The organism is Microbacterium sp. USHLN186, from assembly GCF_037145155.1.
GTDB lineage: Bacteria > Actinomycetota > Actinomycetes > Actinomycetales > Microbacteriaceae > Microbacterium.
Map to the genome: position 1 here is coordinate 32,868 of NZ_JBBCYA010000005.1, position 20,465 is coordinate 53,332.

Annotated in this window: 23 protein-coding genes; 18 read left to right on the forward strand and 5 right to left on the reverse strand. The window is 71.0% G+C overall.

Annotated features, from left to right (window positions below):
* Window positions 1-101: 101 nt before the first annotated feature.
* Both WFG93_RS10720 and menD read left to right on the forward strand, forming a co-directional pair.
* Window positions 102-443 carry a PLD nuclease N-terminal domain-containing protein gene (locus WFG93_RS10720; protein WP_336646343.1) on the forward strand — a complete coding sequence of 114 codons (342 nt, stop codon included), beginning with the start codon at window positions 102-104 and terminating at the stop codon, window positions 441-443.
* Window positions 440-2,101, forward strand: a complete 1,662-nt coding sequence (gene menD, locus WFG93_RS10725; RefSeq protein ID WP_336646344.1) for a 2-succinyl-5-enolpyruvyl-6-hydroxy-3-cyclohexene-1-carboxylic-acid synthase — start codon at window positions 440-442, stop codon at window positions 2,099-2,101. The genes WFG93_RS10720 and menD overlap by 4 nt, the downstream gene beginning before the upstream one ends.
* 17 nt (window positions 2,102-2,118) lie before the next feature.
* Here menD and rmuC read toward each other — a convergent pair whose 3' ends face one another.
* Complete coding sequence (rmuC, locus tag WFG93_RS10730; protein ID WP_336646345.1) at window positions 2,119-3,717, reverse strand: DNA recombination protein RmuC; 1,599 nt, start codon at window positions 3,715-3,717, stop codon at window positions 2,119-2,121.
* 98 nt (window positions 3,718-3,815) lie between these two features.
* On the opposite strand from rmuC, the gene WFG93_RS10735 reads away from it, so the two are divergent.
* Window positions 3,816-4,667: a PPK2 family polyphosphate kinase gene (locus WFG93_RS10735; RefSeq protein WP_336646346.1), complete on the forward strand. Its 852-nt coding sequence runs from the start codon at window positions 3,816-3,818 to the stop codon at window positions 4,665-4,667.
* A gap of 1 nt (window position 4,668) precedes the next feature.
* On the opposite strand, the gene ubiE is transcribed toward WFG93_RS10735, so the two are convergent.
* A complete protein-coding gene (gene ubiE, locus WFG93_RS10740) occupies window positions 4,669-5,382 on the reverse strand; it encodes a bifunctional demethylmenaquinone methyltransferase/2-methoxy-6-polyprenyl-1,4-benzoquinol methylase UbiE (protein WP_336646347.1) in 714 nt (237 codons plus the stop codon).
* 64 nt (window positions 5,383-5,446) lie between these two features.
* Between ubiE and WFG93_RS10745 the strand changes: the two genes are divergently transcribed.
* The 6 genes from WFG93_RS10745 (at window position 5,447) to WFG93_RS10770 (ending at window position 12,716) form a co-directional block, all read left to right on the forward strand.
* Window positions 5,447-5,995 (forward strand): DUF402 domain-containing protein, encoded by a 549-nt coding sequence (locus WFG93_RS10745; RefSeq protein ID WP_336646348.1) that lies wholly within the window; start codon window positions 5,447-5,449, stop codon window positions 5,993-5,995.
* 154 nt (window positions 5,996-6,149) lie between these two features.
* Window positions 6,150-7,433: an isochorismate synthase gene (locus tag WFG93_RS10750; RefSeq protein WP_336646349.1), complete on the forward strand. Its 1,284-nt coding sequence runs from the start codon at window positions 6,150-6,152 to the stop codon at window positions 7,431-7,433.
* A gap of 59 nt (window positions 7,434-7,492) precedes the next feature.
* Entirely contained in the window at window positions 7,493-8,554 is a 1,062-nt protein-coding gene (locus WFG93_RS10755) for a polyprenyl synthetase family protein (RefSeq protein ID WP_336646350.1), read from the forward strand.
* A 12-nt stretch (window positions 8,555-8,566) separates the two neighbouring features.
* Window positions 8,567-9,940 carry an FAD-dependent oxidoreductase gene (locus WFG93_RS10760; RefSeq protein WP_336646351.1) on the forward strand — a complete coding sequence of 458 codons (1,374 nt, stop codon included), beginning with the start codon at window positions 8,567-8,569 and terminating at the stop codon, window positions 9,938-9,940.
* Window positions 9,941-9,995: 55 nt separating this feature from the next.
* A complete protein-coding gene (locus WFG93_RS10765; RefSeq protein WP_336646352.1) occupies window positions 9,996-10,997 on the forward strand; it encodes an alpha/beta hydrolase in 1,002 nt (333 codons plus the stop codon).
* A gap of 114 nt (window positions 10,998-11,111) precedes the next feature.
* On the forward strand, window positions 11,112-12,716 hold the full coding sequence (locus WFG93_RS10770; RefSeq protein ID WP_336646353.1) for a molybdopterin-dependent oxidoreductase: 1,605 nt from the start codon (window positions 11,112-11,114) through the stop codon (window positions 12,714-12,716).
* Between the two features lie 14 nt (window positions 12,717-12,730).
* Here WFG93_RS10770 and WFG93_RS10775 read toward each other — a convergent pair whose 3' ends face one another.
* Window positions 12,731-13,069, reverse strand: coding sequence for a protein-L-isoaspartate carboxylmethyltransferase (locus WFG93_RS10775; protein WP_336646354.1), 339 nt, complete (start codon window positions 13,067-13,069; stop codon window positions 12,731-12,733).
* Between the two features lie 148 nt (window positions 13,070-13,217).
* Between WFG93_RS10775 and WFG93_RS10780 the strand changes: the two genes are divergently transcribed.
* Window positions 13,218-13,523 (forward strand): BLUF domain-containing protein, encoded by a 306-nt coding sequence (locus tag WFG93_RS10780; RefSeq protein WP_336646355.1) that lies wholly within the window; start codon window positions 13,218-13,220, stop codon window positions 13,521-13,523.
* A 103-nt stretch (window positions 13,524-13,626) separates the two neighbouring features.
* Window positions 13,627-13,908 (forward strand): hypothetical protein, encoded by a 282-nt coding sequence (locus WFG93_RS10785; RefSeq protein WP_336646356.1) that lies wholly within the window; start codon window positions 13,627-13,629, stop codon window positions 13,906-13,908.
* Window positions 13,909-13,954: 46 nt separating this feature from the next.
* Here the strand turns inward: WFG93_RS10785 and WFG93_RS10790 are convergent, their stop codons facing one another.
* Entirely contained in the window at window positions 13,955-14,443 is a 489-nt protein-coding gene (locus tag WFG93_RS10790) for a YajQ family cyclic di-GMP-binding protein (protein ID WP_336646357.1), read from the reverse strand.
* Between the two features lie 38 nt (window positions 14,444-14,481).
* Window positions 14,482-16,005, reverse strand: coding sequence for a serine/threonine-protein kinase (locus WFG93_RS10795; RefSeq protein WP_336646358.1), 1,524 nt, complete (start codon window positions 16,003-16,005; stop codon window positions 14,482-14,484).
* 307 nt (window positions 16,006-16,312) lie between these two features.
* Here WFG93_RS10795 and WFG93_RS10800 point away from each other — a divergent pair, with 307 nt between their 5' ends.
* From WFG93_RS10800 to rpsG, 7 genes are all read left to right on the forward strand, one after another.
* Window positions 16,313-16,636, forward strand: a complete 324-nt coding sequence (locus WFG93_RS10800) for a hypothetical protein (RefSeq protein ID WP_336646359.1) — start codon at window positions 16,313-16,315, stop codon at window positions 16,634-16,636.
* A gap of 56 nt (window positions 16,637-16,692) precedes the next feature.
* Window positions 16,693-16,851: a hypothetical protein gene (locus WFG93_RS10805; RefSeq protein WP_336646360.1), complete on the forward strand. Its 159-nt coding sequence runs from the start codon at window positions 16,693-16,695 to the stop codon at window positions 16,849-16,851.
* 129 nt (window positions 16,852-16,980) lie between these two features.
* A complete protein-coding gene (locus WFG93_RS10810) occupies window positions 16,981-18,162 on the forward strand; it encodes an ABC transporter (RefSeq protein ID WP_336646361.1) in 1,182 nt (393 codons plus the stop codon).
* Window positions 18,163-18,177: 15 nt separating this feature from the next.
* Window positions 18,178-18,669 carry a hypothetical protein gene (locus WFG93_RS10815; protein WP_336646362.1) on the forward strand — a complete coding sequence of 164 codons (492 nt, stop codon included), beginning with the start codon at window positions 18,178-18,180 and terminating at the stop codon, window positions 18,667-18,669.
* A 78-nt stretch (window positions 18,670-18,747) separates the two neighbouring features.
* Window positions 18,748-19,395 (forward strand): spermidine/putrescine ABC transporter substrate-binding protein, encoded by a 648-nt coding sequence (locus WFG93_RS10820; protein WP_336646363.1) that lies wholly within the window; start codon window positions 18,748-18,750, stop codon window positions 19,393-19,395.
* 211 nt (window positions 19,396-19,606) lie between these two features.
* A complete protein-coding gene (gene rpsL, locus WFG93_RS10825; protein WP_067194597.1) occupies window positions 19,607-19,975 on the forward strand; it encodes a 30S ribosomal protein S12 in 369 nt (122 codons plus the stop codon).
* A gap of 5 nt (window positions 19,976-19,980) precedes the next feature.
* Window positions 19,981-20,451 (forward strand): 30S ribosomal protein S7, encoded by a 471-nt coding sequence (gene rpsG / locus WFG93_RS10830; RefSeq protein ID WP_017201608.1) that lies wholly within the window; start codon window positions 19,981-19,983, stop codon window positions 20,449-20,451.
* Window positions 20,452-20,465 lie beyond the last annotated feature (14 nt).

The window sequence follows — 20,465 nt, forward strand, 5'->3', positions numbered from 1 at the left end:
CGAAGCGCGCTTAGGCACGCGCTGTGCACGGCAGCACCGCGCGGCGGGGGGAACCGCGGCAGCGCCGAGCCGCCGCGTGCCCGCCGACCTACAATGGAGGCATGGCTCGTGTCCTGATCGTCGGCGCTTTTCTGGCTGTCATCTTCTGGGTGTACAGCATCGTCGACGTGGCCGTGCAGCCCGCCGGACGCCACCGCGGTGTCTCGAAGGGCGTGTGGGTGCTGATCGTCGTGCTGCTGCCGGTGATCGGCGGCATCCTGTGGTTCTGGATCGGCCGGCGCCGTCGCGGGGAACGCGAGAGCGACTACCTCACCGCGCCCGACGACGACCCGGCAGCCCTGCGGCGGATGAGCACCGCCGAGCAGGATGCACGCATCCGCCAGCTCGAGGAGGAGCTCGCCCGCCTCGACGACGAGTCCGACGGCGCGGACCCGCGGTCGTGACGTCCTCGCCCGCGAGCGAGGCCGCCGGCACGCTGCTCGGCGAGCTCATCGCGCACGGTGTGCAGGACCTCGTGCTCGCCCCCGGCTCGCGCTCGCAGGCGCTCGCCCTCGCCGCCACCGCCCTGGCCCGCAGTGGTGCGTTGCGGGTTCACGTGCGCGTGGACGAGCGCGTCGCGGGATTCACCGCGCTCGGTCTGGCCCGCGAGAGCGGACTGCCCGTCGCAGTGGTGTGCACGTCGGGCACTGCCGCCGGCAATCTGCTGCCCGCGACCATGGAGGCCTTCCACGCCGGGGTGCCCCTGCTGCTGCTCACCGCCGACCGCCCGCCCGAGCTGCGCGGGGTCGGCGCGAACCAGGCGACGGTTCAGCCCGGCCTGTTCGCGCCGTTCGTGCGGATGCACGTCGACGCCGTCGTGCCGACCGGCGAGGCCGGCTGGGACGGCCTCGGCGCTGCGGCGGTGCGTGCCGCCCTCGGCGTGCAGGGTGAGGGGCTGGACGGGGTCGCCGGGCCCGTGCATCTGAACCTGCCCACTCGTGAGCCGCTTTCCGCGGTGGTCCCGATCGCTGCCGCAGCCGGGCCGGCGCCCGTGCCGACGGCGCCGCAGCCGGTGGTGCTGCCGCGCGGAGCGCGCACCGTGGTGATCGCGGGGGCGGATGCCGGACCGGATGCCGAAGAGCTCTCTCACGCCGGGGGCTGGCCGCTCATCGCCGAGGTCGTCAGCGGTGCCCGCTTCGGACGCCTGCTCGTGCACGGCTACCGGAAGCTGCTGCGTGACGAGTCGCTGGGCGGTCGCATCGAGCGAGCGGTCGTGTTCGGGCATCCGACCCTCAGCCGCGAAGTCGCAGCGCTGCTGGCCCGGGACGACGTCGAGGTGATCGCGGTGCGCCGCGGTGGCGAGAGCCTCGATCTCAACGGTCGGACCCGTGCCGTGCCGGCGGCGACCGTTGCCGATGGGGACGCGGATCGTGTGTGGCTGGGGGCGTGGATGAGCGCCGCGCAGGCCGCGATGGTCGACCTCAGCGCGCCCGCACCCGATCAGCACGGACTGTACTCGGAGGACCGCGCGCAGCGGCTCAGTGCGGTGCGCGCCGAGCTCGACGCCGTGCGTCGCCGTGTCGACCGGGAGATCCTCGTCGACGCGGTCTGGCGGGCGACCTGGCCGCACGACCGGCTGATGTTCGGCTCCTCACGGCTGGTGCGCGTCGCGGACCAGGTGCTCGGGGGAAAGAAGGTGCCCGTGCACGCCAACCGGGGCCTGGCAGGCATCGACGGCACCATCGCCACCGCCATCGGCATCGCCTTGGCCAGTCAGGGCGACGGGGTGCCGGGCGTCACACGGGTGCTGCTGGGAGACCTCGCCTTCCTGCACGACGTCGGCGCGCTGCTGCTGCCCGCCGACGAGTCCCGCCCGCGGATCCAGGTCATCGTCGGCAACGACGGCGGAGGCACGATCTTCGACGGTCTCGAGGTGGCGTCGTCGGCTCCTGCTGCTGACCTCGATCGCGCGTTCTACACCCCTCAGGCGGTGCAGCTGAGCGAGCTCGCGGCGGCCTACGGATGGGAGTTCGCTCGCATCAGCACGCGCTCCGCCCTCGATCAGGCACTCACGTCGCCGGTCGGCGGGCCGCAGATCATCGAGGTTCCGCTCGAGCGCTGAGATCGGCTCGCGCCCGGTCAGGCCTCCGGTGCCGCCTCGATCCGCCGGGTGATCTCGCCCAGGTCGGCCTGAGCGTACCGCTCCGCCGGCTCGGCGTCGTTGGTCGCGGGGAGCTCGTCGTGCTCGGATGCATACAGGTCGATCTTCTGCGGTGCGGTCGCGAGTGCCTCCACGGGCTGGGTCTCGGTGAGCACATCATCGAGACCCTGCAGCGCGCTGAAACGCCTCGCCTGAGTGACGACGTTCCGATCCAGCGATCCAGCAAAGCGGTTGTAGGCGTCGACCGTCGAGTTGAGGCTGCGGCCCAGTTTGGCCAGATGCGATCCCAGAGTGCCCAGACGCTTGTGCAGCTCCTTGCCGACGGCGAAGATCTGCTGGGCCTCCTGGGCGAGCTGGTCCTGCCGCCACGCGTGTCCGACCGTGCGCAGCAGCGCGATCAGCGTCGAGGGCGTCGCGATCACGACGTTGCGCTCGAACGCGTACTCGTACAGCGTCGCATCCTGGTCGAGGGCGGCGGCGAGGAACGGCTCGGCCGGCACGAACATCACCACGAACTCGGGGGAGCCGGCGACGACGTCCCAGTACTCCTTCGCCCCCAGGTCGTCGATGTGCTTGCGCAGATGCCGGGCGTGGGCCTGCAGCCGCTGGGTGCGCACGGCCTCGTCGGTCGCCTCCATGGCCTCGAGGTAGCCGCTGAAGGCGACCTTCGAGTCGACCACCACGCGCTTGTCCCCGGCCAGGTGCACCACGAGGTCGGGGCGCAGTGCGCCGTCGTCGGTGGTGTGGTGCATCTGCTCATCGAAGTCCACGTGATTCACCATGCCCGAGGCCTCCACCACGCGGCGCAGCTGCAGCTCGCCCCAGCGCCCCCGCACCTGCGGCGCGCGCAGCGCGTTCACCAGGTTGCGGGTCTCGGCGCCCAGCGTCTCGGAGGACTGCCGCATGATCTGCAGCTGCTCGGCCAGGGCCGCGTTCGCCTGAAGGCGGGCCTTCTCGGCCGTCGTCATCTCGGACTTGACGGTGTCGAGGGTCTGCTGGATCGGCTCGATGAGCTGCTGCACGGCATCCTGACGCTTCTGCAGTTCCGCCGCGCTCTCGCTCTGGCTGCGCTTCAGGCGCTCCTCCGCCTGCTGCAGGAACGCCTGCGTGTTGGCGGCGAGGGCACGCCGGCTCAGCGCGTCGAACTCGTCGGCCAGGCGCTTCTGATCGGACTTCAGCTCCTCCAGACGCTCCGCCGCGCGCTGCCGTTCGATGGCGACGTCGGCCTGCGCCTCATCACGCACCTCGGCCAGTCGACGCACGTGCTCGGCGCGTTCGTGCTCCAGACGCTGCTGTGCTTCGCGTCGCGCGTCCGCGACCGCCGCCTCACCCTGCTGGCGCGCTTCGGCGATCCGCCGGTCCGCCAGTGCGCGCTCCTCCTGCACTCGGGACGCCGCCTCGGCGCGCAGCGCCGCGGCATCGCGCTCGAGCGACTCGGCGCGCAGGCGGGCGGCAGCAGCCTCGGCCTGCTGTGCGGCATCGGCCGAGCGCGCGCGCTGCGCACCCAGCAGCCACCCGACCGCGGCGGCCAGGCCGGCGGCCACCAGCACGATGATGACGACGAGAACGGTGTCCATGCTCCGATTGTGACGGATGCCTCCGACACCGCTCGACGTCTCGCGCGCCCGAGCGGATCGGGGGTGTGCGGACTCAGGTGGGAAGGCATGATGTCCTCATGACGCACACCTGGACGACCGACCCGGCCCGGCTGCTGAGGGTCGACGACGGCTTCGCGCTCGACCGGATCGACGCCGATGGGCACCCGGGCTTCGACGGGCACAAGGCCGACGGGCATCGCCTGCTGGCCGAGCGCGAGGAACGTCTGGACGAGCTGCAGGAGCGACTGTACGCGGACAGTCACGTGGGAGACGGCAAGGATGCCGTGCTGCTCGTGCTGCAGGCGATGGACACCGCCGGAAAAGGCGGCGTCGTGCGCCACGTGGTCGGCCGCGTGGACCCGCAGGGGATCGCCCTCGCCGCCTTCAAGGCTCCCACTGAGGAGGAGCTCGCGCACGACTTCCTCTGGCGCGTGGAGAAGCAGCTGCCAGAGCCGGGGATGATCGGCGTGTTCGACCGGTCGCACTACGAGGACGTGCTCATCGCGCGCGTCCACGCCCTCGCCGACCCCGAGGAGATCGAACGGCGATACGGCGCGATCGTCGACTTCGAGCGCCGCATCGTGGCATCCGGGACGCGCATCGTGAAGGTCATGCTGCACATATCGCCCGATGAGCAGAAGGATCGGCTGATGCAGCGGCTGGAGCGCCCCGACAAGTACTGGAAGTACAACCCGGGTGACGTGGACGAGCGGCTGCGCTGGGACGACTACATGGCGGCCTATCAGGCGGTCTTCGAGCGCACCTCCACGCCGGACGCGCCCTGGTACGTGGTGCCGGCGAATCGCAAGTGGTACGCCCGCCTCGCCGTGCAGGAACTGCTCATCGACGCGCTGGAGGACATCGACCCGCGCTGGCCGGCGGCTGACTTCGACGTCGAGGCGGAGAAGAAGCGCCTCGCCGCCACCTGAGTCAGTCGCGGGGCTTGCGGGCGCGATGCAGGGCGACGATGCCGAAGGTGAGGTTGCGGTACTCGACCTCGGTCCACCCCGCGTCGCGGATCCACGACGACAGGGTGCGCTGATCGGGCCAGTCGCGGATGGACTCGTTGAGGTAGTCGTACGCATCGCCGTTGGTGCCGGCGAGCCGCGCCATGCGAGGGAGGATCTGGGCGTTGTAGAACCGGTACAGACCGCGGAACAGCGCCCCCGGGGGAGTGGAGAACTCGTTGATCACCATGCGTCCGCCTGGCTTGGTCACCCGGTACAGCTCCCGCAGCGCCTCCTTCGGATCCTGCACGTTGCGCAGCCCGTACGACATCGTCACCGCATCGAACTCCGCGTCGTCGAACGGCAGCGCGGTGGCATCCGCCTCGATGAACGTGATGTTGTGCAGGTGCCCGTGCCGGCGTCGGCCCTCGGCCAGCATCCCCGGTGAGAAGTCGGCGGCGACGACCTGCGCGCCGCTCGCGGCCAGCGACGCGGAGGATGCCGCGGTGCCGGCGGCGAGGTCCAGGATGCGCTCGCCGCGCTTCGGTGCCACCGCCCGCGTGGTGGCGGCTCGCCAGAGCGCGTCGTTGCCGAATGTCATCACGGTGTTCGTGCGGTCGTAGCCCTTCGCGACCTGATCGAACATGCCGCTGACGCGGGACGGGTTCTTGCCGAGATCGGCGCGGTTCGGCTGCATGGTTCGATCCTAGGCGCGCGGCAGCGGGACCTGAGGCGCCGTTCGGCGGGCATAGACTCGCCGGGTGAACGCGAATCGTCCCGCGCCCGGCACACCGATGAGGCAGAGCTGGCGCAAGTGGGACGGCTCGCCCCACTGGGTCAGCGAGGTGGTCTACCTCGGCGCCGACGAGTGGGGCCACTGGATGGGCCAGCCGGTGGGCTGGCGCAGCAAGCGCCCCGGGGCCGACTTCGTGGCGGAGTCACCGAACGTCACGCTGCTGCCCAGGGACCGCCAGGACTGCGCCATCACGGTGCACCGCGGCCACCCGCGCGCACTGCGGGTCTACATCGACCTCGCATGGGATGCCCGCTGGAGCGATGACCCGCTCGTGATGACGGGCATCGACATGGACCTCGACGTGGTGCGCCGCCTGGACGAGCGCGGCACGTACATCGACGACCGTGACGAGTGGGCCGCGCACAGCATCCGCTTCGGTTATCCGGCCGACGTGATGACGCACCTCGAGGCGCGCGCCCTCGAACTCGAGCATCGGGTGCGCGCGCAGGCGGCGCCCTTCGACGACGCGACCGTCGACCCCTGGCTGGACCGCCTCATCGCGCTGGGCCTTTGACCGGGGCGTGCTGCTCGGCCTGTTACGGAACGGGGGCCGACACGCCAGATGTCGGACTGGATGCCGGGGTTGGTCCGACATCTGGAGTGTCGGCCCCCAGGACGCAACCCGCCACCGCCGGTGCCGTCCGCCCGGCGGCCGGTAGGCTGAGGGAGTGAGCAGCATCCGCCTGGTCGCGCACACCCGCGAGATCGACCCCGTCGAGGATCTGCTGGCGTACACCTCGCCCGCCAGGCCCCTGGCCTGGCTGCGCCGCGGCGAGGGGATGGTCGCAGCCGGCGACGGCATCGCGGCCGCGATCCGCATCCCCGCCGGCCAGGGCGGGACCCGCAGCGGCGTGCTCGCCGACGCGTGGCGCGCACTGGCCGCGCAGGCCGAGCAGGACGACGAAGTCGGCATCCCGGGCACCGGACTGGTCGCGTTCGGCGCCGTGGCCTTCGACGAGGACTCCGCCGCCGAGAGCGTGCTGCTCGTCCCCGACACCGTGATCGGTCGCCGTGACGGACGCAGCTGGGTCACCCGCATCCGCCGGGGGGATGACACCCGCCTCGGCGCTGAGGATCCCGGCATCCGCCCCGCCCCGACCGCCTACGGTCCGCACTGGGCGGGGCGGGTGGGCCCGGGCGCGCAGACGCCGCAGGCCTACCAGCAGGCGGTCCGCCTCGCGCTGGACGAGATCGCCGCCGGCGTCTACCGCAAGGTCGTGCTGGCGCGCGATCTCACCGGCACGGTCCCCGGCGACGCGGATCTGCGCCGCCTGGTGCGCGCGCTGTCGACCGGATACCCCGACACCTGGACCTTCGCGGTCGACGGCCTCATCGGCGCCAGCCCCGAGACGCTCGTCACCGCTCACCGGCGCGCGGTGACCGCGCGGGTACTCGCCGGCACGGCCGGTCGCGGCGCGGATCCGGATGCCGACGCGCGGGCATCCGCCGCCCTGGCCACCAGCGCCAAGGACCTCGACGAGCACCGCTATGCCGTGCAGAGCGTGCGGGCCGCACTCGAGCCGCACACTCGCGGCCTCAGGGCTGACACCGACCCGTTCGTGCTCGAGCTGCCCAACCTCTTCCACCTCGCGACCGACGTCGCCGGCGAGCTGACCGACGGCGCCTCGTCGCTCGATCTCGCGGGTGCGATGCACCCGACCGCGGCGGTGGCCGGATCGCCGACAGATGCCGCGATCGCCGCCATCCGCCGGCTCGAGCCGTTCGACCGCGGCCGCTACGCCGGGCCGGTCGGCTGGATCGATGCCGTCGGTGACGGGGAGTGGGCGATCGCCCTGCGCTGCGCGCAGTTCGCCGGTGCGCCAGATGCGGCATCCGCAGCTCGGCGGGTCACGGCATATGCCGGTGCGGGAATCGTCGCCGGCAGCGATCCCGAGTCCGAGCTGCTCGAGACGCGCGTGAAGTTCCGCCCCCTGGTGGACGCCCTCGCCTGAGCGGATGCGGCACCGCTGCCCGGCGCGGGTCGTGCCCCGGCGCAGGTAGGCTGGACGACGTGACTTCGAGCCCCGCTACCCCGGGCACGCGACTTGCGAGCCGACTCGGCCTCGCCGACCGCGTCTTCCTCGGCCCGTCGGCGCGTCGCATCGCCACGCGCGTCGAGCAGGGGCTCGACCTGGTCGAGGCGACGATCGCCGCCGAGGTGAAGGTCGCCGACTCGATCGCGGATGCCGCAGCCCGCTACCTCTACGAGGCCGGTGGTAAGCGCATCCGGCCGGTGCTCACGCTGCTCACCGCGCAGCTGGGCGAGGGCACCACCCCGGCCGTGGTCGACATCGCCACCGCGCTCGAGCTCACGCACCTCGGCTCGCTGTACCACGACGACGTGATGGACGGCGCCGACACCCGCCGCGGCGTGCCGGCTGCGCACGCGGTGTGGGGCAACAACGTGGCCATCCTGACCGGCGACATCCTCTTCTCGCGAGCGAGCCAGATCATGTCGCGTCTGGGCGATCGCGCGATGCGTCTGCAGGCCGACACCTTCGAGCGACTGGTGCTCGGGCAGCTGCACGAGACCGTGGGCGCTCAGCCCGGCGACGATCCCATCGACTTCTACCTGCAGGTGCTCGCCGACAAGACCGGCTCGCTCATCGCCGCCGCCACTCAGGGCGGCGCGATCTTCTCGAACGCACCCGAGGAGTACATCGAGCCGCTGCGCGAATACGGCGAGAAGGTCGGCGTCGCCTTCCAGCTGCTCGACGACGTCATCGATCTCTCAGCGGATGCCGAGGAGACCGGCAAGGTGCCCGGCACCGACCTGCGAGCGGGCGTTCCCACCATGCCCTCGCTGCTGCTGAACACCAGCACCGCGGCGGACGACGTCGCCCTCGCCCGTCGCATCGACGACGGCGTCGCGCGCATCGCCGAGGGCGCCGATGCCGAGGTGCTCGACGAGCCGCTCGCCGAGCTGCGTGACAACGACGCCACGACGCGCACCATGACTCTCGCCCGAACCTGGACGGCGGATGCCATCGCGGCGCTCGCGCCGCTGCCCAAGGGCACCGTGCGCGACTCGCTGACCCGGTTCGCGGAGACTCTCGCTGATCGCAGCAGCTGACGGAAGGAACCCATGACGAAGCTCAAGCTGGCCATCGTCGGGGCGGGACCGGCGGGCATCTACGCCGCTGACATCCTGCTCAAGGCGGAGCGCAAGTTCGATGTGTCCATCGACCTGTTCGAGCAGCTCCCCGCACCCTACGGCCTGGTCCGCTACGGCGTCGCCCCCGACCACCCGCGCATCAAGGGCATCATCACCGCCCTGCGCGACGTGCTCGACCGAGGCGACATCCGCCTGTTCGGCAACGTGCGCTTCGGCACGGACATCACCCTCGACGACCTCAAGCGCCATTACAACGCGGTGATCTTCGCGACCGGGGCCGTGCGCGACTCGTCGCTCGACATCCCCGGCATGGATGCGGATCACTCCTTCGGGGCGGCCGAGTACGTCAGCTGGTTCGACGGGCACCCCGATGTGCCGCGTGAGTGGAGTCTGGATGCCACCTCGGTCGGTGTCATCGGCAACGGCAACGTGGCCCTGGACGTCGCGCGCATGCTCGCCAAGCACGCCGACGATCTGCTCGTCACCGAGGTGCCTGACAACGTCTACCAGGGGCTGAAGGCCAGCCGGATCACCGACGTGCACGTGTTCGGCCGTCGCGGGCCCGCGCAGGTGAAGTTCACCCCGCTCGAGCTGCGCGAGCTGGGCGAGCTGCGCGACGTCGACATGGTCGTCTATGACGAGGACTTCGACTACGACGATGCCTCGCAGCAGGCGGTGGCCAGCAACAAGCAGGTCATGGTGATGGATCGGATCATGCAGTCGTGGCGCAAGCTCGACTCGGTCAACAACGCCGGCGGCACGGCGTCGCGTCGCCTGCACATGCACTTCTGGGCCCGCCCGGTCGAGGTGAAGAAGGACGAGAACGGGCGCGTCGCGGCGCTCGTCTATGAGCGCACGAAGTCCGACGGCGCCGGTGGCGCGGTGGGAACGGGAGAGCTGCGTGAGATCCCGATGCAGGCGCTGTACCGCGCGATCGGCTACTTCGGCTCGCCGCTGCCGGGCGTGCCGTTCGACAAGAAGCACGGCGTGATCCCGAATCGCGAGGGTCAGGTGCTCGAGACGAAGTCGAACCAGCGCGTGCCGGGCATCTACGCCACCGGCTGGATCAAGCGCGGCCCCGTGGGCCTGATCGGCCACACCAAGTCGGATGCCATGGAGACCGTGCGTCACCTCATCAACGACCAGGGGTCGTGGTGGCAGCCCGAGGACCCGTCCGACGACGCGATCCCCGCGCTGCTGGCCGAGCGCGGCGTGGCGTGGACCGACCTCGACGGCTGGCACCGTCTGGACGCCCACGAGATCGACCTCGGCGCGCCGCACGAGCGCGCGCGGGTCAAGCTCGTGCCGCGCGAGGAGATGGTGCGCATCTCACGAGGCGAGTGACGCCTCGCTGCGCGGCGCGCGGCATCCGGATCGACAGAGGTGACGGAGGGCGGACGTGAGCGAGTGGGTTGCCGACATCCTCGGCGACGGGTTCGAGCAGCTCACGCTGCCGTTGGGCGAGGATGCCGAGGGCGAGATCGTCGCCACGCTCGTGCGCTCCCTGCCCACGCCCACGCCATGGTGGCGCATCACCGGTGACCCGCGCCCCCTGGCCGGAGTGGACGTGCTGTACGTGCACGGCTGGTCGGACTACTTCTTCCAGACCCGCCTGGCCCGATTCTTCACCGACCGCGGCGCGCGCTTCTTCGCGCTCGATCTGCGCAAGTACGGCCGCAGCCTGCGCCCGGGCCAGACCCCCGGCTATGTGACCGACCTGGCTCAGTACGACGCCGACATCGAGGCGGCGCTGAACGCACGCGGCGACACCGTCGGGCGGCGGCTGGTGCTGCTGGGGCACTCCACCGGCGGACTCACGCTCAGCCTCTGGGCGGCAAGGCACCCCCGTCAGGTCGATGCAATCGTGCTCAACGCGCCATGGCTGGAGTTCCAGCTCGGAGCGGCCAGAGCGGCGATCACCCCCATGGTGGAACTGCAGGCCCGGCTGTGGCCGAAAGATGCCGCCCCGCAGGTCGATCTCGGCTTCTACACCCGCGCGCAACGTGAGGTCGCCGACCCCGACGACCCGGTCGAGGTCAACCTGCAGTGGCGGCCCGAGCAGGCGATGATCGCGCACGCCGCGTGGCTGCGGGCGGTCCTGGCCGGACACGCCGCGGTGTCGCGGGGCCTCGCGATCCACGTGCCGGTGTGCGTGCTGCTCTCCGCACGATCCGCGGTGCCGACGCGCTGGTCGGATGAGCTGACCTCCGCCGACAGCGTGCTCGTCGTCGACGACATCGCGCGGGCGGCCCTCAAGCTCGGGCGCTCGGTGACGGTCGAGCGCATCGACGGCGCGCTGCACGACGTGTTCCTCTCCCGCCGCGACGCGCGCGAGGACGCGTACGACCGGCTCGACCGCTGGATGCGCGGCTGGCACGCCGGCATCGGCCCCGGGCGCTGAGACGTCTCGTGCGTCGATCCGCCGCCCCGGTCCGCGCGCCTCGACGCGTCGACGCACAACCGATCCGGCGACGGCTCCGAACATCTCAGTGACCGCAGACGGAGGAGACCCATCGTGACCGATCGCACACGCAGTCGACGTTCCCGGGCGCTCGCCGCGCTCGCCGGCCTGATCAGCGGGGCGGTGTTCCTCGCCGCGGCCGAGCTGGTGGCGCTGCTGACCGCTCCTGAGGCCAGCCCCATCCTCGCCGTCGGCTCCTTCGTCATCGACGTGGTGCCGCAGCCGGTGAAGGAGTTCGCCATCGCGACGTTCGGCGCGTACGACAAGATCGTGCTGCTCGCCGGCCTCGCGGTCGCCGTCGTGATCGCTTCGGCCGTCGCCGGCGTGCTGCAGCGCATCCGGCCGCCCCTCGGAGTCGTGGTGCTCGTCATCGCCGGCGTCCTCTCGGCAGCGGCGACGCTCACGAGAGCCGACGCGGGCGCGCTGGCGGTCGCTCCCCCCGCCGCGGGAACCCTGGCCGGATCCGTGGTGCTCGTGGTGCTGTGCCGGCGGCTGCGCGCGGCCGAGCAGCCGGTGGCCGCCGCTGAGACGGCACCCGTGGCGGGGGCGGGGGGCGCGGATGCGGCATCCGCTCCTGCCGCGACATCCGGCATCGACCGGCGCCGATTCTTCCTCGTGGCCGGGGTCGCCGCGGCATCCGCGGTCGTGGTCGGGGTCACCGCGCGTGCCCTGAGCGTGGCGACCTCCTCCGTCGACGCGATCCGTCGGGGTCTGCGGCTGCCGGCTCCGCGGTCGAAGGTGGTCGTCCCGCCCGACGCCGACCTCGACATCCCCGGCTTGTCGCCGCTGTACACCCCCAACGAGGACTTCTACCGCGTCGACACCGCGCTGAGCGTCCCGACCATCGATCCCGCGGACTGGCGCCTGGTGATCGACGGGATGGTCGACGAGCGGATCGAGCTGAGCTTCGACGATCTCGTCGCGATGGGCCTTGACGAGTACTCCGTGACCCTGACCTGCGTGTCGAACGTCGTCGGGGGCGGGCTCGTCGGCACCGCGAAGTGGCTGGGTGTTCCGCTGCGCGAGGTGCTCGCCCTCGCCCGCCCGACGGGCGAGGCCGACATGGTGCTCTCCCGCAGCATCGACGGATACACCGCCAGCACCCCGCTCTCGGCGCTCACCGACCCCCAGCGCGATGCCATCCTCGCAGTCGCCATGAACGGCGAGCCGCTGCCGCTCGAGCACGGCTTCCCGGTGCGGATGGTGGTGCCCGGCCTGTACGGGTACGTCTCGGCGACGAAGTGGGTGACCGATCTGAAGGTGACCACGTTCGCGCAGGACGAGGCGTACTGGACGCCCCGCGGCTACAGCGCGCAAGCGCCCATCAAGTTCTCATCGCGGATCGACACGCCCCGCAGCGGCAAGCCGGTGCAGGCGGGTGGCGTCGTGATCGCCGGTGTGGCGTGGGCGCAGACGGTCGGGATCGAGCGGGTGGAGGTGCGCATCGACGAGGGCGAGTGGATGCCGGCGACCCTGTCGACCCCGGTCAACACCGACACCTGGGTGCAGTGGTTCCTCGAGTGGGAGGCGACGGCGGGAACCCACTATGTGGCGGTGCGTGCCGTGGACAGGAACGGGGAGATGCAGATCCAGGAGGCGGCGCCGATCGCCCCGAACGGTTCGACCGGGTGGCACCGCATCCTCATCACCGTGGAGTGAGGCGGCGGGCGGGATCAGGCGGTGAGCACGCCGTCGGTCTTCGCCTGCAGGAACTCCTGCAGTACGGCGAGCGTGCTCATGTCGTCGGCGAGCAGGCGCAGGCCGGGCTGGTCGAGCTCGATGAGCTCGGCGCGCGGCTCGAACGTCGCCACCCAGCGCGGCGAGCCGTCCTCCATGACCGGTCGGATGTGCGTGATGGTCGACGCGGTGCGGAAGGTCACGACGACGAGGGCCGAGTTCGGCCCGGCCTCGAAGTTGTCGTCGAGGATGACGATGTCGACCGCGTCGCGGGCGTCGAGAGCCCGCCATTCGGCGACCCATCCCTCGACGGTGGCCCTGTCACGGTACGGCATGCGATCCTCTCCAGTTCGGGCATCAGGCACCCATGTCGAACACTATCGCACCGCCCCGAGCGACCCGTGAGCGCCCTGCAGTGGTGTACGTCCGGCGAAAGGCGATTTCGCTTCCCGGCCTGACACGAGTGAAGGCGATCCCACTCGCATGATCACCCGGTCTACGCCAGCAGCGCATCGCAGCCGCTCCGAGAGACGGCTCTCGAGCATCTCCCGCGATTCGCGCCATCACGACATGCGCGTGCTCTTCGAGCATCCGATCACGCAGCGGCAGTTCGCGGACTGGACGACGGGCTACCGCACCTTCCGTGTCCGCGCCGTCGCTCCCCAGGGCTTCCGCGACTCGTTCGACGACCTCGAGTCGTGGACGGGTCCGAGCACCGCCGCGCGCGCCCTCGCCGAGCTCACGCTGTGGTTCCGGGTGCGCTCGGGCGCTGTCGCCGCGTCGAGGTGACAGCGCGCCGGTAGTGCCTGGATCGGTGGTCGAAGTGATCCTGCTTTGCCCGCCGTGCACAAGCCCCTGAACCGATCGACATCGCGCGCGTATGGTCGCACCCATGGGCGCCACTGACTCCGACTCCAACGCATTCATTCACATCGACGACGAGAGCGTCCTGTTGTCGCCGGACGAAGACATCGGCGAGCTCAAGCGCCGTATCGAGGCCGCCGCTGACCGCCCGCAGTTCGTCGACTTCCGCGCTGCCGATGGGACGAAGATGAACGTCCTGATGTCAGCAGAGCGGCGCGTGACCATCGCAGTCCCGGCAGCCGGGACGCCCGCCAGAGCCTACGCCGCCCTCGAAGTGCAGGAGCTTCCGCTGGGTCTGATGGATATCTGACGAAACCCACGGCGGGGGTTCAGATGGTGTCTTGACCGTCGCGGTATCACCGGTAGTTGATGAACTGCAGGTCGATGTCGAGGTCGCTGCCCTTCAGCAGCGCGATCACGGCCTGCAGGTCGTCGCGGCTCTTGGACTGCACCCGCAGCTCGTCGCCCTGGATCTGGCTCTTCACGCCCTTCGGGCCCTCGTCGCGGATGATCTTGCCGATCTTCTTCGCGTTCTCGCTCGAGATGCCGTCCTTGAGGCTGGAAGTCAGGCGGTACTCCTTGCCGCTGGCGACGGGCTCGCCGGACTCCAGGCTCTTCAGCGAGATGCCGCGCTTGATGAGCTTGGACTGGAAGACGTCGAGCACCGCCTTCACGCGCTCCTCGGAGTTGGCGACGATGACGATCTGCTCGCCGCTCCACGCGATCGAGGCGCCGGTGCCCTTGAAGTCGTAGCGCTGCTCGATCTCCTTGCGCGCCTGGTTGAGAGCGTTGTCCGCCTCCTGGTGGTCCACCTTGGAGACGATGTCGAACGAAGAGTCAGCCATAGCAACCACCATAGAGCGTGACTGACGGCACGCGCGGGTCAGTCGTCGTCGCCGTGGCCGGAGTGACCCTTCTGCTGCGACCGCGGATTCCCGTTGCCGTTCGCGTTGCCGGCATCCGTCCCGCCGTCCTGCGCGCGCTGCCCGGGAGCGCCCTCGCCGTCCGGTCCCTTGCCCTGGGAGGCCTGCTCGCCGCGGCCGGAGTTGTTCCCCGGGCCCGCGTTCTCGTTGCGCGTGGCTCCGGTCTGCACGGACTGCTCGGTCGTGCCTTCGTCCGTAGTGCCCGAGGAGGGAGCCGCCTGTTCTTCTGCCGGTGCCGGTTGCTCCGCAAGCGGAGCGGGCTGCGCGGGCTCGGGAGCCGCCGTCTCGGCCACCGTCTCCGTCGCCGGAGCAGACGTCCGGTTCACCGTCTGCGCGGGGCTCTGCGGTGACGGCGTCGCCATCCACGCCCCGGCGAGCACCGCCGACGCGGCCGCCGCCGTCGCGAGCACGCCGACCGCCCGCGCGCGCAGAGCAGACGGAGCCCGTCGCTCCGAACGGTGGTCTCGGGCGCTCGAAGCGCGTCGGCCGGCGTCGGGGGTGGCGCTCGATGGTGTCTGCTGCGCGGCGAGACGCGCGGAAGCCGGTGCCGCATTGACGTGCGCTGAGGCCGGCCGAGCGGGCGCCGTCATAGCCTCCGCCGCGAGAGGCAGTGCGCGGGTGGCCGCGGTGACCTCATCGTCGGCCTGCGCGGCGGCCGCGAGGGCGCCCGCCTCGGCGGCGACCTGTGCGGCGCTGGGGCGATCCTCGGGCGCGGTGGCGGTCATTGCGCGCAGCAGCCGTGCCCAGCCGGGGCCGAGCTCATCGGGGACGGCGGGCTCGCTCACCAGACGCGCCAGCGCGGTCTGCACGTCGCGAGTGCGTGGGAAAGCTGATTCGCCGGTGAGCGACTCGAGCAGCACCAGGCCCAGCGAGTAGATGTCGGCGGCCGGAGTCAATGGGTCGGCGCGCACCTGCTCGGGCGCCATGTAGGCCGCTGTGCCGATGGCGATGCCGGGGGAGGTGCGTCGCGCCGCGTCCGGATCGACGGCGATGCCGAAGTCGGTCAGCTTGGCCGCCCAGCGCCCGCGTCCCTGGGCTCTGGAGAGCAGCACATTCGACGGCTTCACATCGCGGTGCACGATGCCCCTGGCGTGCACCGCCCGCAGCGCGTCGGCGAGGTCGCCCGCGATCGCCGCCACTTCGGTGCGGGTGAGGGCCCCGTCTTTCAGGTGGGCGGACAGCGTGGGCCCGTCGACGAACTCCATGACCAGATAGCGCGGATGCGGCAGATCGAGTTTGGCGTCGTACAGGGCGACGAGGGCCGGATGCGAGAGGGATGCCAGCAGCGCCGTCTCGGCATGAATGCGCTCCGAGCCGAGGGCCATCTCATCGTCGGTGCGCAGCAGCTTGATGGCGACGGTGCGGCCGAGCAGCGTGTCCTGAGCGCGGTACACGAGAGAGGTGGCACCGCGGCCGACGCAGCCGTCGAGGCGGTACCGACCGTCGAGCAGGGGAGCGGTGGCGAGCTCGTCGACCGTATCCATCGGAAACTCCGGATCCCGTGCGGCTCGGGGCGCCGCAACTCGACCACGGTAGGCCGATCGCCGACGTATCGTCCCCCGGCTTGACTCTCCGGGCGGAACCTGCAATGGGGCCGGTGCCGGGCCGTGCCCTGCCCGCGCACACGACTTGCGTTGCAGAATGGAGCTTGCGTGCAACGGCCCGGTCTCGCGCTGTTCCGTCGGCAGCGGATGCCCTTCGCCCGCACCGTCTCCCGCCTCGTGGGAGAGGAGACACCATGACGAACCCCACAGACGACTACCTCGCACGCCTCGACCACGCGCTGCGCACGTGCCGCACGGCGTCGCCGTCGACATCCGCAACGGCATCGCCGAGGAGCTCACCGGTCTCGATCAGGATGCCGCGCAGCAGCGCATCACGAGGCTGGGCGATCCGGACGAGATCGCCCTGCTGCCACTCGTAGCGGCAGTGCTGCTGTTCGCCGTCTCGGCGATGACGGCATGGTGGGGCGGGAATCCGGCCGACGACGGCAACCCGCTGGTGCCCGTGGGCGGACTGGCGACGTGGCACTCCGCTTTGCTGCTGAGCCTCCTGCTGTTCCCGATCTCCGGGCTGTGGCTGCTCTGGCGCCTGCGTGGCCGACCGGCGCCCTGACCGCGACACGATCGCCGATGCCGCAGCCGCACGGCGTCCCGGCGTACGGTGACGACATGGCAGCACGAGTGGGCGGGCGCAGCGTGGCGATCAGCTGGATCGCCGGCGTCCTGTGCGCCGCCGTGGTCGCCGTGCTGCTCTGGCTCTCGCTTCCCGCCGGTCCCGGCCTGCTGTTCATGCTCGGGCACCTGCTCGACGGCACAGTTCCGCGGTGAGACTGCCGCGCTGAGGTCCGGTGTCGAGGTGAGCCGGAGGGCTCATCTCGGACACGTCGGCACGCCTTCCGGATGCTGTTCCCGCTCGGCGCTAGCCTCGGGATGCATCTATTCACGAGAGGCGACCCCATGAGCGACCCCGAGGTTCCCAAGAACGAGCAGCACCACGACGTGGATGACGTCGTCGGCCGCGCCAACGAGGGACTCGACGCCGCAGCCGCGGCCCGCGCCGACGTCCCGCGCGCGGATGACACCGCCGAGCCCGTCGACCCCGATATGGAGGCGTTCGCCGCCGCTGAGCGCGACCACCCCGGCACTTTCCAGGCGCCGGAGGCCCGCGAGGACGTGCCGAACCCCGAGCGCCGTGACGACGCGGTCGTCCACGAGCCGGCCCCGGGTCAGGATGCCGTTGCTCGCGACGAGGCTGCGGCCCAGACCGCCGTGCACCAGACCGCCGTGCACCAGGACGTCGTGTCCGAGCCCCTCGAGCGCCCTGCGGACGCTCCGCACGCCGACCAGGACGCGCACGACCTCGCAGGGGCTGATCGCCGTGTTCCCGAGGACGTCCACGAGAGCGGCACGCGCACCGTCGCAGATCCGGTCGCCCCCGGCACGTCCGAGCACACCCGCGTTCTCGACACCGACCAACACGGCCACAGCGTTGCGGACCGTGCGTACGCGAGCGCGAATCCGTCGGCCGAGACGCAGGTCGTCCCCGCCGAGCCGGTCGCCCCGCCTGCCGCTCCGCAACCGATCTTCGTGCAGGCGCCCGAGCCGCCGCGCGAGCTCGGCAACCGCGGTGCCGCGGGCGCCATCGGCCTGGTCGCTGCGGTCGCCTTCGCGCTGCTCTACCTCGCCGCGATCCTCGGCTTCGGCGCACTGCGCGGCGAGGTCACCGTCGAGAACATCGGCACCGCAGCGCTTGAGCCGCTGACCATGTGGTCGTTCTGGGTACCGGTCGCGGTGTTCTTCCTAGCGTTCTGGCTGCTCGGCGCGTTCCTCAACCGCGCGCGCTGGGGGCTGTGGGTCATCCTCGGACTGCTCGTCGCGGCCGCGACCTACGGCGGATACCTGCTGGGCCAGCTCTTCCAGGCGCCCTTCTGGCGCATCACCGGCACTCAGTCGGTCGAGCTGGTGAACGAGCAGCTGCTCGCCCCGCTCGCCATCGCGTGCTTCATCTTCGCCCGCGAGCTGACCATCTGGTTCGGCGCATGGGTCGCACGCAGCGGTCGGCGCAAGACAGAGCTGAACGCCGAGGCGCAGGCCGAGTACGAGCGCACCCTCGAGGCCGGCCCCGCGGCTCTGCGATGAGCGTAAGGTGACGGCATGACCAGCAGAGACCCCCTCGGACCCGAGCCCGAGGGGGTCTCCGCGGTCGTGGCGGGGCTGGTCGGCACGGTCTGCTTCGGCGCGTTCGCGATCCTCGGGCTGGGGATGCTGTCGTACTTCGCCGACATCGACATCATCTCGGTCGAGGGCCTCACCCTGTGGCCGGGCGTGGTCGGCATGGCAGTGGCGATCGCGGTCTTCGCCGCGCTGCTCGCCCCCGTGCTGGCGCGTCGGCATCCGCCGTTCGGGTCGGTCGTGCTCATCGCCGTCGTCACCGCACTCGCCCACCTCGGCGCGGTCTGGCTCTCGTCGCTGATCGGCGGGGCCGGGCTCGCGCACGCGGCGGCGGCGGTGTCGCAGCTGATCGTCCGCGGCTCGAGCGCCGTGCTCGTCGTCGTCGCCCTCATCGCCGGGTGGATCGCCGTCGCACTTCGGCGATCGCGCTCGGGCACCCCGCGGTGGCCGTGGGAGCGCGACGAGAGCGAATGACCGCCGTCGGAGCCGGGATGTACTGCCGCTCGGCGCTGTGAGCACATGTTGAGCGGCCTGCGGCCCTACTCTGTAACCGTGGAGAGGTCGCTGGAATCCCAGGTCGATCAGGCCGTCGGCGCCTGGCTGCGCTGGGTGCCGCGCTGGGAGCCCGCCACCCACCGTGGCCGCATCGCGCCGTGCCGGCGCTGTCTGGGCTCGCCGGTGCTGTCCGCCGTGGGCATCAGCGGGAACGTGCCCCACGGCGTGCAGCACGGTCTGTCCATTCGCATCAAGGCGATCGTCGACCAGTGCGTGGCCGAGTACACCGCCCGCAACCTCCCCCTGCTGCAGGCGGAGCTCGACCACCAGGCCGCGCGCAACCGCTCGCGCGCGTACCGCCCGGGGGAGGGGCTCGACCCGGAGTACGAGGGGATGCCGCTCGATCCCGATCCGGTGCCCGGCGCGCCGTTCCTCTTCACCGTCGCCGGTCTGGCCGACGAGGCCGCCGCCGAACTGCCACCGCTGCCACCCTTGTCGGAGGAGGCCAAGGCGGCGCTGCGTCAGGAGGTCGCCCTCGCCGACGAGTACGCGAACATGATCGGACGAGAGATCTGCGGCATTCTGCTGCGCCACCGCCTCGCGGTGCAGGCGGCGATCTCGCAGTACGTCGAACCGCAGATCGAGGCGATGCTCGCCGAGCTCAGCGAGGCCTTGGACTCGCCGTTCGACCCCGACACCCCGTAGCACAGAGCGGGCGGATCATTTGACCGACACGGCCCCGCGGCCTTAGACTTGATCGGGTGTGCGCATGACCGCGCACGCGCAGGGCGCCGGCACCGTCGGTTCGCCCCCACGGCATACCCATCACACCAAAAGCTCGGCTGATCTGTCGAGCCGGTGGGTCATGATGTGAAACCCATCACGCTGTCACCGTGCAGCACTATGAGGAGAGAACGTGCCAACTATTCAGCAGTTGGTTCGCAAGGGACGCACGCCCAAGGTCTCGAAGACCAAGGCGCCCGCCCTGAAGGCGAACCCGCAGCAGGCCGGCGTGTGCACCCGTGTGTACACCACCACCCCGAAGAAGCCGAACTCGGCGATGCGCAAGGTCGCCCGTGTCAAGCTGCGCAACGGCACCGAGGTGACCGCGTACATCCCCGGTGAGGGCCACAACCTGCAGGAGCACTCGCTGGTGCTCGTCCGCGGTGGTCGTGTGAAGGACCTCCCCGGTGTCCGCTACAAGATCGTCCGTGGTGCGCTCGACACCCAGGCAGTGAAGAACCGTAAGCAGGCTCGTTCCCGCTACGGCGCGAAGAAGGGCTGAGTCAGATGCCTCGTAAGGGACCCGCACCCAAGCGCCCCGTCGTCAACGACCCGGTCTACGGCGCACCGATCGTCACCTCGCTGGTGAACAAGATCCTCGTCGACGGCAAGAAGTCGCTCGCCGAGTCCATCGTCTACGGCGCCCTTCGCGGCGTCGAGGCGAAGAACGGCCAGGACGCCGTCGCCACCCTCAAGAAGGCGCTCGACAACGTGCGCCCCACCCTCGAGGTCCGCAGCCGCCGCGTCGGTGGCTCGACCTACCAGGTTCCCGTCGAGGTCAAGCCGCACCGCGCGAACACCCTCGCGCTGCGCTGGCTGGTCAGCTACGCGAAGGGCCGTCGTGAGAAGACGATGACCGAGCGCCTGCAGAACGAGATCCTCGACGCGTCGAACGGTCTGGGTGCCGCGGTCAAGCGCCGCGAGGACACCCACAAGATGGCCGAGTCGAACCGCGCCTTCGCCCACTACCGCTGGTAAGGGGCTGAGCGGAT

Bases quoted from the DNA above. Each gene is read 5' to 3' on its own strand.
- WFG93_RS10720 (WP_336646343.1), top strand. From the start codon at position 102: ATGGCTCGTGTCCTGATCGTCGGCGCTTTTCTGGCTGTCATCTTCTGG.
- rmuC (WP_336646345.1), bottom strand. From the start codon at position 3,717: ATGGACACCGTTCTCGTCGTCATCATCGTGCTGGTGGCCGCCGGCCTG.
- WFG93_RS10735 (WP_336646346.1), top strand. From the start codon at position 3,816: ATGACGCACACCTGGACGACCGACCCGGCCCGGCTGCTGAGGGTCGAC.
- ubiE (WP_336646347.1), bottom strand. From the start codon at position 5,382: ATGCAGCCGAACCGCGCCGATCTCGGCAAGAACCCGTCCCGCGTCAGC.
- WFG93_RS10760 (WP_336646351.1), top strand. From the start codon at position 8,567: ATGACGAAGCTCAAGCTGGCCATCGTCGGGGCGGGACCGGCGGGCATC.
- WFG93_RS10775 (WP_336646354.1), bottom strand. From the start codon at position 13,069: ATGCCGTACCGTGACAGGGCCACCGTCGAGGGATGGGTCGCCGAATGG.
- WFG93_RS10780 (WP_336646355.1), top strand. From the start codon at position 13,218: ATGATCACCCGGTCTACGCCAGCAGCGCATCGCAGCCGCTCCGAGAGA.
- WFG93_RS10785 (WP_336646356.1), top strand. From the start codon at position 13,627: ATGGGCGCCACTGACTCCGACTCCAACGCATTCATTCACATCGACGAC.
- WFG93_RS10790 (WP_336646357.1), bottom strand. From the start codon at position 14,443: ATGGCTGACTCTTCGTTCGACATCGTCTCCAAGGTGGACCACCAGGAG.
- WFG93_RS10795 (WP_336646358.1), bottom strand. From the start codon at position 16,005: ATGGATACGGTCGACGAGCTCGCCACCGCTCCCCTGCTCGACGGTCGG.
- WFG93_RS10805 (WP_336646360.1), top strand. From the start codon at position 16,693: ATGGCAGCACGAGTGGGCGGGCGCAGCGTGGCGATCAGCTGGATCGCC.
- WFG93_RS10810 (WP_336646361.1), top strand. From the start codon at position 16,981: ATGAGCGACCCCGAGGTTCCCAAGAACGAGCAGCACCACGACGTGGAT.
- WFG93_RS10815 (WP_336646362.1), top strand. From the start codon at position 18,178: ATGACCAGCAGAGACCCCCTCGGACCCGAGCCCGAGGGGGTCTCCGCG.
- rpsG (WP_017201608.1), top strand. From the start codon at position 19,981: ATGCCTCGTAAGGGACCCGCACCCAAGCGCCCCGTCGTCAACGACCCG.